The sequence below is a fragment of the Desulfocurvus sp. genome, assembly GCF_023230885.1.
Classification (GTDB): Bacteria; Desulfobacterota; Desulfovibrionia; order Desulfovibrionales; family Desulfovibrionaceae; genus Desulfocurvus.
The window spans coordinates 1-11,740 of record NZ_JALNWM010000099.1; the positions used below are offsets into that span (position 1 = coordinate 1).

The window sequence follows — 11,740 nt, forward strand, 5'->3', positions numbered from 1 at the left end:
TCCCACGCGCTGCATTTCAACACCGGCCTGGAGCTCAAGCTGGGCAACGCGGGTGGGGTGAGCGTGACCCTGAACGGCGAGCCCGTCGCCCTCCAGGCCCATTCCGGCCAGGTGCGCACCCTGACCTTCACCGCCCCGTAGCGTCCGGCCGGGCCCGCGGCGCGTGTCCCGGCCCCAGCGCGGGGGCAGGCATGGACTTCACCGAATCCTCCATCATCCTCAAGGTCGGCTCCTTTCGCGAAATCGACCTCTGGGTCCGCCTGGCAACTCCCGCCCACGGCGTGGTCACCGCTTTCGCCTTTGGCGGCAGCAGGAGCCGCCGCCGCTTCATGGGCTGCCTCGATCCCCTGAACCGCGTGGATTTCCAGTTCCGCCGCTCCGGGCGCGGCGAGTACCTCTATCTCATGGAAGGGCGCCTTGTGCGCGGCTGCCCGGAGCTGCGCGCCGACGCCGCGCGCCTGGGCCCCGCGGTGAACTGCGTGAAGTTCTACGAGGCCGTGTTTGAGGGGCCCGACGGGACCGAGGAGTCCTTCGCCCTGCTGGCCGAGGCGCTGGAGGTCATGGAGGCGCGCGCCGATCTTTCGCCGCTTCTGCCCTTGCTGTTCCGGGCCAAGGTGGTCTTCCTGCAGGGCTACGCCCCGGGGTTTGGCGCTTGCCCTCGGTGTGGAAAAGATTTAAGAACAGCGGTTGCGCCGACGCTCCTGGTGGAGCAGGGCGTGGTGGCCTGCGCGGAGCACGCCCACGGCTCCGGCCGCCGCGTGGTGCTCGACCCCTGGACCGTGGACCTGCTGGAAACGGTGCGCATGCGCGGGGTGCGGCGCTGGGCGGACGCGGTGCCCCCCGACGCCTCGCGGCGCAGGCTTTTCGACGCCGTGGACGCACTGGTGCGCTACCACCTGGGCCTGGCCTGGGAGGACGGCAGGTTCCGCCGCGTGTGACCCCTCTCCCGGAGCCGACGCGCCGCCGCCAGCGGCGACTTTTCTTCCGGGCCGCCCCCGGCCCGGTTTTGCCAATCAAGGAGCTGCCATGCATTTCCAGGATGTCATCCTGACCCTGCAACAATTCTGGTCCGGGAAGGGCTGCGTGTTGCAGCAACCCTACGACATCGAGGTCGGCGCGGGCACGTTCAACCCCGCGACCTTCTTCCGGGTCATCGGCCCCGAGCCGTGGAGGGTCGCCTACGTCGAACCCTCGCGGCGGCCCACCGACGGCCGCTACGGAGAGAACCCCAACCGTCTGCAACACTACTACCAGTTCCAGGTCATCCTGAAGCCCTCGCCGGACAACGTGCAGGAGCTGTACCTGGAGAGCCTCGCCGCCCTGGGCATCGACCCCGCCGCCCACGACATCCGTTTCGTGGAGGACGACTGGGAGTCCCCGACCCTGGGCGCCTGGGGCCTGGGCTGGGAGGTCTGGCTGAACGGCATGGAGGTCACCCAGTTCACCTACTTCCAGCAGGTGGGCGGCATCGACCTCGCCCCGGTGAGCGTGGAGCTGACCTACGGCCTGGAGCGCCTGTGCATGTACCTCCAGGAGAAGGAGAGCGTCTACGACCTGTCCTGGAACGGCCAGGTGAGCTACGGCCATGTGTATCACCAAAACGAGGTCGAGCAGTCGCGTTACAATTTCGAGCTGTCCAACGCGCCCATGCTCCTGGAGCTGTTCGGGCGCTACGAGGCCGAATGCCTGGCCCTGTGCGAGGCCGGGCAGCCCTGGCCCGCCTACGACTACTGCCTGAAGTGCTCGCATACCTTCAACCTGCTCGACGCGCGCGGGGCCATCTCCATCACCGAACGCACCGGCTACATCGGCCGGGTGCGCAACCTGGCCTCCCGAATCGCCCGGCTCTACGCGGCCCAGCGCGAGGAGATGGGCCACCCGATGCTCGCCAGGTAGCCAAAGGAAGCGCTCATGCCTGAATTCATTCTTGAGATAGGAACCGAGGAACTGCCCGCCCGCTTCTTCCCCCGGCTGCACGAGGAGCTGGGCGAGGCCGTGGCCAAGGCCCTGGAAGAGCGGCTTGTCGATTTTTCCGGGCTGCGCACCTTCGCCACCCCCCGGCGCGTCGTGCTGCATGTGGCCGAGGTCGCCCCGGCCCAGCGCCGCGAGGAGGAGCTGCTCACCGGGCCGCCCCGGCGCATCGCCTACGACGCCGAGGGCGCGCCCACCAAGGCCGCCCTGGGCTTCGCCAAGACCCAGGGCGTGGACATCGCCGACTGCTTCATCCAGACCACGGACAAGGGCGAGTACCTGGCCGTGCGGCGCATGACCGGCGGCGAGGCCACCCTGGGCCTGCTGCCTGCGGTGTGCGAGGCGGCCGTGGCCGGGTTGCAGTTCCCCAAGAAAATGCGCTGGGGCGCGCGGGAATTCGGCTTCGGCCGCCCCATCCAGTGGCTCCTGGCCCTGTTCGGGGCCGAGGTCGTGCCCTTCGCCCTGGCCGGGGTGGCCTCGGGGCGCTCCACGCGCGGGCACCGCGTCCTTGGCCCGGGGCCCTTCGAGGTCGCCGAGGCCGGGCGCTACTTCGAGATCGTCCGCGAGAGCGGCCGCGTGATTCTGGACCCGGCCGAGCGCCGGACCATGATCCGCGAGCGCGCCGACGCCCTGGCCCGCGAGGCCGGGGGCCGCGTGGTCTGGAAGGAGGACCTGCTGGACGAGGTGGTCGGGCTGGTGGAGGCCCCGCTGCCCGTGCTGGGCGACTTCGACCCCTCCTTCCTGGAGGTGCCGCGCGAGGTCCTGCTGACCAGCATGGAGAGCCACCAGAAGAGTTTCGGCGTGGAGGACGCCCAGGGCGCCCTGCTTGCGCATTTCGTGACCACCCTGAACCTGGAGCCGCGCGATCCGGCCCTGGTGAAGAAGGGCTGGGAGCGCGTGCTGCGCGCCCGCCTGGAGGACGCGCGCTTCTTCTGGAAGGCCGACCTGCGCGCCGACGCCGACGCGTGGCTCGGGCGCCTGGACAAGGTCATCTTCCTGGCGCCGCTGGGCACAGTGGGCGACAAGACTCGGCGCCTGGAGGGCACCTGCGCGGCCCTGGCCGGGGCCGTGGCCCCGGAGCTGCGCGCCGTGGCCGCCCGGGCCGGGCGGCTGTCCAAGGCCGACCTCGTCTCGGAGATGGTCTACGAATTCGACGAATTGCAGGGCGTCATGGGCGGGATATACGCCCGCAGGCGCGGCGAGCCCGAGGCCGTGGCCGACGCGCTCTACGAGCAGTACCTGCCCGCCGGGCCGGGCAGCCCCGTGCCCCAGAGCCTGGCCGGGGCGCTGCTGTCCGTGGCCGACAAGGCCGACACCCTGGCCGGCTGCTTCGGGCTGGACATGATCCCCACCGGGGCCAACGACCCCTACGCCCTGCGCCGGGCGGCCCTGGGCATCATCCGCATCATCCTGCACCACGGGCTGCGCCTGTCCCTGGGCGAGCTGCTGGCCCGGGCCCGGGGGGCCTATGCGGACGGTGTCGCCTGGAAGCTGCCCGAGGCCGAGGCCCAGGCACGGCTGCTGGAGTTCTTCGCCGGGCGGCTCAAAGCCTACTTCACGGCCCGGGGCCACCAGACCCTGGTGGTGGAGGCGGCCCTGGGCGCCGGGTTCGACGACGTGTGGGCCCTGGCCGCGCGGGTGGACGCCCTGGGCGAGTTCGCGCGCGAGGACGACTTCGCCCAGGCCGTGCTGACCTTCAAGCGCGCGGCGAACATCATCGTCAAGCAGGGCGGAGCCGCCGCCGTCGACGGCGGGTACGACAAGGCCCTGCTGGCCGAGCGGGCCGAGCAGGCCCTGGCCGCGCGCCTGGAAGCCGTCGCCCCCGTCTGGGACGAGCTCTGGGCCAGGGACGATTTCGCCAGCCTGCTGGGGCTGCTGCGCGAGCTGCGCCCCGATGTGGACGCCTTCTTCGACGGGGTTATGGTCATGTGCGACGACGCGGCGCTGCGGGCCAACCGGCTGAATCTGTTGGGGGCCCTGGTGGGCCGCCTGGGTCGGCTGGCGGATTTCGCGGCGCTGCAAGTCTAGCCGGGCGACGTTCGCCAAAAGGCTTGACATCCGGGGGGGGCGGGTATAGTTGACCTGTTCCCAAGCGTAGGCAAGCAACACTTTCAGTCCGATAGAGTTTCTAGGAGGAATGCATCTTGGCTAATCACAAGTCCGCCATCAAGAGGCACCGGCAGAGCCTGAAGCGCCGCGACCGCAACCGCGCCGTGAAGACCCGCATCAAGAACGTGGTCAAGGCCGTGCGCCTGGCCGTGGAGGCCAAGGACAAGGAGCAGGCCCAGGCCGCCCTGGCCACCGCCACCGCCGTCCTGGACAAGGCGGCCACCAAGAAGGTCGTGCACTGGCGCACCGCCGCGCGCAAGGTTTCGCGCCTGAGCCTGGCCGTCAACAAGATCGCCTAGCCTCCGGTCCCTTTCGCCCTTCCAGCCCGCCCCGCGCAAGCGAGGCGGGCTTTTTCCGTGGGCCGCGGCGTGGGCCGCGGCGGCGGGCGGCGGCGGACCGGGCCGACGGACCGGCCCGGGCGCTTTCCGGGCTGGATTTCCCCCCGCGCTTCCGGTAGACAGGGGCTGCCCGCGCGCCGCGCGGGGCGCCAACCGCAACAGGCAGGCACAGCGTGAAGGTCGTGATCATCGGAGCGGGCGAGGTGGGCTTCCACATCGCCCGGCGCCTGGCCTCCGAGGCCAAGGAAGTGGTGGTGGTGGACAACAGCCTGCGCGCCCTCAAACGCATCAGCGAGAGCGTGGACGTGCAGACCATCGAGGGCTCGGGCTCCGACCCCGCCGTCCTGGAGGACGCGGGCATCCGCGACGCGGACATCATGCTCGCCGTCACCGATTCCGACGAGATCAACATCGTCGCCTGCACCTTCGCCGCGGCACTTGCGCCGGGCATGGTCACCCTGGCGCGCATCCGCAAGGACGAGTACCTGCACTTCCAGGAGGGCCGCGCCCTGGAGATGCTTGGCATCGACAAGGCCATCAATCCCGACGTGGAGGTGGTCCGGGCCATCGAGCGGCTGATCGAGATCCCCGGCGCCGAGGAGGTCAGCGACTTCGCCGGGGGGCGCATCAAGTTCGTAGGCTACCGCGTGGCCGGGGGCCCGGCCGTGGGCGTGGGCATGGTCGACATCCGCGCGGTGCTCGGCGTGGCCGACGTGATCATCGCCGCCATCGTGCGCGACGACCAGCTCATCATCCCCTCGGGCGGCGACGTGATCCAGAACGGCGACCTGATCTATTTCGTCTGCTTCGCGGACAATGCGCGCCTGGTCATGCAGCGCCTGGGCTGCCCCACGCGCCAGGTGCGCAACGTGATGATCATCGGCGGCGGGGACATCGGCCTGCGCCTGGCCCGCAGCCTGGAGGCCCGCCTGCACGTCAAGGTCGTGGACATCGACCCCGACCGCTGCCAGGAGCTGGCCCAGGAGCTGCGCAAGACCCTGGTGCTGCTGGGCGACGGGCGCGACCAGGACCTGCTGGCCGAGGAGAACATCCACGAGATGGACATGGCCATCTCGCTGACCGGCGACGAGGAGACCAACATCCTGACCTCGCTGCTCTGTCGGCGCCTGGGCGCGGCCAAGGCCGTGACGCGCATCAACAAGTTCGCCTACTTCAACCTCGTGCGCACCGTGGGTATCGAGCAGATCGTCAGCCCCCGGCTGGCGGCGGTCAACTCCATCCTGCAATACATGCGCAAGGGCAAGGTGCTTTCGGCCACGACCATCAAGGGCGACGAGGCCGAGGCCCTGGAGGCCGTGGCCCTGGCCCATTCGGACATCGTGGGCAAGGCCATCCGCGACCTGAACCTGCCCCGGGGCGCGCTGATCCTGTCCATCCAGCGCGGCGAGGAGGTCGTCTTCCCCACGGGCGATTCGGTGATCATGCCCGATGACCGCATCCTGATCCTCTCCACGCGGCGCAACGTTGCGCGCGTGGAGAAGAGCCTGACGGTGAAGCTGGAGTTCTTCTAGGATGCGCTGGCGCTACACCCTGTCCCTGGTGGGGGCGATCCTGCTGTGCGTGGGCCTGTCCATGGTCCTGGCCCTGGGTTGGTCGCTCTACGACGACGACCCGGGCGCCGGGCCCCTGGGGCTGTCCGTGGGCGTGACCCTGGCCGTGGGCCTGGGCCTTCTCGTGCTGTTTCGCGACGCCAAGGCCGCGCCCATGACCCACCGCGAGAGCATGGCCGTGGTGGCCCTGGGCTGGGTGGCGGCGGCTTTCGCCGGGGCGCTGCCGTTCTGGTTCGCCGGAACCTTCGGCCCCTCGTTCACCGACTGCCTGTTCGAGTCCATGAGCGGCTTCACCACCACCGGCGCCTCGGTGCTTACGGACATCGAGGCCGTGCCCCGGGGGCTGCTCTTCTGGCGTTCGCTGACCCACTGGCTGGGCGGCATGGGCATCATCGTGCTGTCCCTGGCCATCCTGCCGTTCCTGGGCGTCGGCGGCATGCAGCTCTACCGCGCCGAGGTGCCCGGCCCCGTGCCCGACAAGCTCAAGCCGCGCATCAAGGACACGGCCATGCTGCTGTGGAAGGTCTACCTGCTTTTCACCGTGGTGCTGGCGGCGCTGCTGTGGGCCGGGGGCATGGACCTGTTCGAGTCGCTGTGCCACACCTTCGGGACCATGGCCACCGGCGGGTTTTCCACGCGCAACGCCTCCGTGGCCGCCTACGACAGCGTCTACATCGATGTGGTCATCACCGTGTTCATGCTCCTGGCGGGGCTCAATTTCACCCTGCACTACCACGCCCTGCGCGGTCGGCCGGGGGTGGCCCTGCGCGACCCGGAGCTGCGTTTCTTCCTTTTCGTGTTCGCCGTGGCGACCCTGTGGTCCGCCTGGGACATCCTGGGCACGAGCTACGACAGCTTCGCCCAGGCCCTGCGCTACAGCGCCTTCCAGGTGGCCAGCATCCTGACCACCACCGGCTTCGCCACGGCGGACTACGAGCTGTGGACGCCCCTGCCCCAGAGCCTGCTCCTGCTGCTCATGTTTCTGGGCGGCTCGGCGGGCTCCACCAGCGGCGGCATCAAGTGCATGCGCATCATGATCCTGCTCAAGCACGCCTACGACGAGCTCTACCGCCTGATCCATCCCCGGGCCGTGTCGCGCATCAAGCTCGGCGGCCGCCCGGTGAACCAGGACGTGCTGGGCTCCGTGGCCGCGTTTTTCCTGTTGTTCCTGGCCCTGTTCCTGGCGGCCTGGCTGGCCGTGGCGGCGATGGGCGTGGACCTGCTGACGAGCTTCTCCTCCGTTGCGGCCTGCATGGGCAATATCGGCCCGGGGCTCGGCGGCGTGGGGCCCACGGACAACTACGCCTGGCTGCCCGGCGCGGCCAAGTGGGTGCTGGTGCTGTGCATGCTCCTGGGGCGGCTGGAGATATACACGGTGCTCATCCTCTTCGTGCCCGAGTTCTGGCGCAAGTAGGCCCGGACCGCGTGTTTGCGCATTCCGCGCCGAGGGGATAGGACTGCGAATCATGGCCACGCGTCGTCGACTTTCCCCCAATGAGCTGATCATCCTGGGCTTCGCCCTGATCATCCTGTGCGGCACGGTGCTGCTGCGCCTGGACGTGTGCCGCACGGGGGCGGAGCTGTCCTGGCTGGACGCGCTGTTCACCGCCACCTCGGCCACCTGCGTCACTGGCCTTGCGGTGGTGGACACGGGCACCTTCTTCTCCCCCGTGGGCCAGGGGGTTCTGCTGGGGTTGATCCAGGTGGGCGGCCTGGGGGTCATGACCTACACGAGCCTGGTTTTCCTCTTGTGGCGCAAGCGTATTTCCCTGTCCGACCGCACGGCCGTGCGCCAGAGCCTGTTGCAGGACCCGTCCTTCCGCCTGGGGGCCTTCCTGCGCCGGGTGGTCTTCGGCGCCCTGGCCATCGAGGCCGTCGGCGCGGCGCTGCTCTGGCTCCTGGACCCTGCGGGCTTCGCGCCGTGGTCGGCGCTGTTCCACTCCGTGTCGGCCTTCTGCAACGCGGGCTTCGGGCTGTATGCCGACAGCCTCGTGCAGTGGCGCGCCGACGCGGGGGTGAACCTGGTGTTCATGGCCCTCATCGTGCTGGGCGGCCTGGGCTTCGCTGTGCTCATCGAGCTGGGCGGCTGGCCCCGGGCGGCCTGGCGGCGCCTGCGCAGCGGGCGGGCCGATCCCGGCGCCCGCCTGTCGTGGCACGCCCGGGTCGTGCTCTCCACCAGCCTGTGGCTGGTGCTGGGCGGGGCGGCGGCGCTGTTCCTGGCCGAGTTCGCCCTGGGCCGCGACGGGGTGCCCCTGTCCTCGGAGCTGCTCTCGGCGCTGTTCCAGTCCGTGACCAGCCGCACCGCCGGGTTCAACACCCTGGACATCGGCGGGCTGACCAACATCTCGCTGCTGGTCATCATCGCCCTGATGTTCATCGGCGGGTCGCCGGGCTCCTGCGCGGGCGGCGTCAAGACCACGACCTTCCGCGCGCTGCTGGGCTTTTCCCTGGCGCGGATCATGGGCCGCAGGCAGGCCGTGGTCCGGCGCTTCGCCCTGGACGAGGGCTCGCTCAACGACGCCCTGACGCTCATCCTCTACGGCATCGTCATCGTCGGGGCGGGCACCCTGGCCCTGTGCATCACCGAGCTGGGGCCCCAGCCCCACGCCCAGACGCGCGGCATGTTCCTGGAGCTGCTGTTCGAGTGCGTGAGCGCCTTCGGCACCGTGGGACTCTCCGCCGGGGTGACCGGGGAGCTGTCGCCCTGGGGGCGGTTGGTGGTCACGCTGCTCATGTTCGTGGGCCGCCTGGGGCCCATCGTTTTCATCGGCGTGCTGCACGACATGCGCCGCCAAGAGAAGTTCACCTGGCCCGAGAAGCGGCTGCCCATCGGCTGACGGGCCGCCAAGGAGTAGCGGAGCATGAAGCGCAAGCAGGAGATCGGCGTCGTCGGCCTGGGCAAGTTCGGTTTTTTCGTCGGCCGAAGGCTCATGGAGCTCGGCCACGACGTGGTCGGCCTGGACGTGAACCCCGACAACGTGCGCCGCGCCCAGGACCACCTGACCCAGGTCTACCAGGGCGACGGCACGGACAAGGGCGTGCTGGAGCAGCTGGGCTTCAAGGATTTCGATCATGTGGTGGTCAGCGTGGGCGAGGCTATGGAGGCCTCCATCCTGCTGACCATGCATCTCAAGGAGCTGGAGGCCCGCCAGGTGTGGGTCAAGGCCATAAGCCTGGATCACGAGAAGGTGCTGCGCAAGGTCGGCGCCGACGAGGTTTTCTTCCCCGAGCTGTTCGGCTCGCAGCAGCTGGCCATGCGCATCACCAGCCCGGGGCTCATCGAATACCTGCATTACGGCCAGGGCATCCTGGTCCAGAAGCTGGTGGTGGACCAGTGGCGGGGCAGGACCCTGCGCGAGCTGAACCTGACCAACCGCTACCAGATGCTGGTCATCGCCCACAGGTCGGCCTCGGCCGGGAGCTTCGACTACCTGCCCCGGGCCGACGCGCGCCTGGAGGCGGACGACGAGATCGTGGTGGTGGTCCAGGAGGAGATGGCCGGGAAATTCCAGCCCTAGCCGGGGCCGGGTGCCCCGGGGCATCCCGCCCTTCGTGCGGCCCGCCCGGACCCTACAGCGCCCAGGCCAGGGAGGGCATGCCGTCGATGAGCCCCAGGGCGGTGCAGTGGGCGCCGAACAGGGCCAGGGATGCCTGCTCCCGGGGGCCCAGGTCGTAGCCGATGGTGCCCAGGTAGTCCTCGATGCCCGCCGGGCTGATCCACGGCGTGAACTCGTCCCAGCGGGCGATTTCGGCAATGGCCTGCACGCAGGTGGTCTTGCAATGCAAAAGGGCGGTGTGCACCTCGCCCAGGAGGGCCTCCTGGGCCGGGGAGAGCCCGCGGCGCACGATCCACACGGCGAAGACGAAGGGCAGGCCCGTCCAGCGCAGCCAGTGCTCGGCCAGGTCGACGATGTGCCAGCCCGCCGGGCGGTCCACATGGATCTTCAGGGCCAGGTTGCCGATTTCCAGGAACGGGCGGCCCTTGGTCAGGCCGCTGCCCGGGGGCATGGGCTCCCAGCGCGGCTCGGGCAGGTTCCAGCACAGCGACCAGAGCACCTTGAGCAGGGCCACGGAGCTGGCCGAGGCGCCCGTGAGCCCGACCCCGGGGCCGTTGGCCGCCAGCCATGCGGGCAGCTCCTCCAGAGCCACGGGGCTGACCAGCAGCACGCTTTTCACCGGCCCCAGGGGCGCGCTGATGGACAGCCCGGGCAGCAGGCGGTAGCGCCCGGCGCCCGCGAGGTATTCGAAGGACGAGGCCGGGGCGCAGTCCAGCTCGCCGCGCGCCAGCAGGGCGTTCATCTCCGAGGGGTGGCCCGGGATGTACTCCAGACCGTCCGAGGGCGGGAACACGCGCTTGAGATGATGGAACAGGGGCAGGACGTTCAGGTAGTCGATCTGGCCGACGCGCAGGTGGTTGGTGCTCATGGGCCCATGCCTTACCCCGGTCCGGCGCGGATGAAAAGCCCGCAGCGCAATGGTTTCACCCCTGGGCGGCGGCCCGGGGCCGCGCCCGCCCGGGGCGGCGGGCACGAAAAAGGCCCCCGGAGCGATCCGGGGGCCTTGGCGTCTTTCCGGGAGCCGGGCGCTAGGCCAGCTGGCTCATGAGGTATTCCTTGATCTCGGTGATACCCTTTTCGCCGTCCAGCTCGATGAACTTGTATCCGCCGTCCTTCTTGTTTTTGTAGAAGTTCACGGCGGCCATGGTGCCGGTCTTTTCGTCGTAGTAGATGTTGTGGCGCTGGTCGATGGCACCCTCGTCCTGGTCGTCCTGGCGGGAAGACAGGGCGCCGCCGCACACGCGGCACTTGTCGCCGTCGGGGGTGATGGCCGGGATGCCGACGTTGTTGGGGTGGTTGGGGTTGTTCTCGCACAGGCGGCGACCCATGATGCGCGCCTTGGCGATTTCGCGGGGCAGCTTGATCTCGATGACGTAGTCCAGGGCCACGCCGTCCTTCTGCAGGGCTTCCCACAGCTTTTCGGCCTGCACCAGGGAGCGCGGGAAGCCGTCCAGCAGCCAGCCGTTCTTGGAGCCCTGGAGCACGTCCAGCACCATGGGGATGGTGATGTCGTCGGGCACCAGCTCGCCGCGGTTGATGTATTCCTTGGCCTTCATGCCAAGCTCGGTGCCGCCGCCGATGTGCTTGCGGAAGATGGCGCCGGACTCGATGTGATCCAGGCCGTACTTGTCTTTGGCCAGGGTGCCCTGGGTGCCTTTGCCGGAGCCGTTGGGACCGAAGATCAGGATATTCACGTCTGCCTCCTTAGGATTTGCAAAAAATTTCACAATGCCTATACCGCCTTGGCCCGGCTGTCAATGCCCGGCGGTCCTTTTCGGCCTCGCCCGGGCCTGACTCCGGCCTTGGGGCGGCCCGGAATCCCCCGGCGGGCGGAACGGAGGGGCTGGCCCGAAAGATTCTCGTGAAAAACAGAACAAGCCGCCCCGGCGCTGGGGCGCGGTTGTGTCGGGCGGGGCGGGGCCTGCCTGGGCCAGGGGCCGGAGCGGGCGCCGGGCTGGGGGACAGGGTCGGGGCCTGGGGCTGGCTGGGGTCGGAAGGGCCGGGAGGTGCCGGGCCGGGGTGGACGCCGGGGTGTGGGTATGGGGTTGGCGCCGGAACGGGGCGCGGCCCGGGGGCTGGAGCCAGGGCAGGGCGCGGGTCGGACGGGGCGGTGGCGTTGGGCAGGGAGGGGGCGTGTGGCCTGACGCAGAGGAACACGGGGCACAGGCACGGCCAGGGCCAGGGCGTTGCGCCA

The 11,740-nt window shown here is 69.7% G+C and carries 11 protein-coding genes; 9 read left to right on the forward strand and 2 right to left on the reverse strand.

All coding sequences use genetic code 11. From position 1 onward, the window contains the following. The first annotated feature begins 9 nt into the window (after positions 1 to 9). The 9 genes from M0P34_RS08575 (at position 10) to M0P34_RS08615 (ending at position 9,507) form a co-directional block, all read left to right on the forward strand. Complete coding sequence (locus tag M0P34_RS08575) at positions 10 to 141, forward strand: RodZ domain-containing protein (RefSeq protein WP_366062322.1); 132 nt, start codon at positions 10 to 12, stop codon at positions 139 to 141. Between the two features lie 50 nt (positions 142 to 191). Beyond that, positions 192 to 938 (forward strand): DNA repair protein RecO, encoded by a 747-nt coding sequence (recO, locus tag M0P34_RS08580; protein WP_291498456.1) that lies wholly within the window; start codon positions 192 to 194, stop codon positions 936 to 938. A gap of 88 nt (positions 939 to 1,026) precedes the next feature. Continuing rightward, entirely contained in the window at positions 1,027 to 1,896 is an 870-nt protein-coding gene (gene glyQ, locus M0P34_RS08585) for a glycine--tRNA ligase subunit alpha (protein ID WP_291498458.1), read from the forward strand. A 15-nt stretch (positions 1,897 to 1,911) separates the two neighbouring features. Continuing rightward, positions 1,912 to 3,999 carry a glycine--tRNA ligase subunit beta gene (gene glyS / locus M0P34_RS08590; RefSeq protein ID WP_291498460.1) on the forward strand — a complete coding sequence of 696 codons (2,088 nt, stop codon included), beginning with the start codon at positions 1,912 to 1,914 and terminating at the stop codon, positions 3,997 to 3,999. A gap of 116 nt (positions 4,000 to 4,115) precedes the next feature. Further along, the gene (gene rpsT / locus M0P34_RS08595; RefSeq protein WP_291498463.1) at positions 4,116 to 4,379 is read left to right on the forward strand and encodes a 30S ribosomal protein S20; all 264 of its coding nucleotides are present in this window, start codon (positions 4,116 to 4,118) and stop codon (positions 4,377 to 4,379) included. 212 nt (positions 4,380 to 4,591) lie between these two features. Beyond that, positions 4,592 to 5,950, forward strand: a complete 1,359-nt coding sequence (gene trkA / locus M0P34_RS08600) for a Trk system potassium transporter TrkA (RefSeq protein ID WP_291498465.1) — start codon at positions 4,592 to 4,594, stop codon at positions 5,948 to 5,950. A 1-nt stretch (position 5,951) separates the two neighbouring features. Beyond that, positions 5,952 to 7,403: a TrkH family potassium uptake protein gene (locus M0P34_RS08605; RefSeq protein ID WP_291498467.1), complete on the forward strand. Its 1,452-nt coding sequence runs from the start codon at positions 5,952 to 5,954 to the stop codon at positions 7,401 to 7,403. A gap of 52 nt (positions 7,404 to 7,455) precedes the next feature. Next, the gene (locus M0P34_RS08610; RefSeq protein ID WP_291498469.1) at positions 7,456 to 8,826 is read left to right on the forward strand and encodes a potassium transporter TrkG; all 1,371 of its coding nucleotides are present in this window, start codon (positions 7,456 to 7,458) and stop codon (positions 8,824 to 8,826) included. Between the two features lie 24 nt (positions 8,827 to 8,850). Further along, positions 8,851 to 9,507, forward strand: coding sequence for a TrkA family potassium uptake protein (locus M0P34_RS08615; RefSeq protein ID WP_291498472.1), 657 nt, complete (start codon positions 8,851 to 8,853; stop codon positions 9,505 to 9,507). A gap of 52 nt (positions 9,508 to 9,559) precedes the next feature. Here the strand turns inward: M0P34_RS08615 and M0P34_RS08620 are convergent, their stop codons facing one another. Beyond that, entirely contained in the window at positions 9,560 to 10,414 is an 855-nt protein-coding gene (locus M0P34_RS08620; RefSeq protein WP_291498474.1) for a menaquinone biosynthesis protein, read from the reverse strand. Between the two features lie 160 nt (positions 10,415 to 10,574). Continuing rightward, on the reverse strand, positions 10,575 to 11,240 hold the full coding sequence (locus M0P34_RS08625; RefSeq protein WP_291498476.1) for an adenylate kinase: 666 nt from the start codon (positions 11,238 to 11,240) through the stop codon (positions 10,575 to 10,577). Positions 11,241 to 11,740 lie beyond the last annotated feature (500 nt).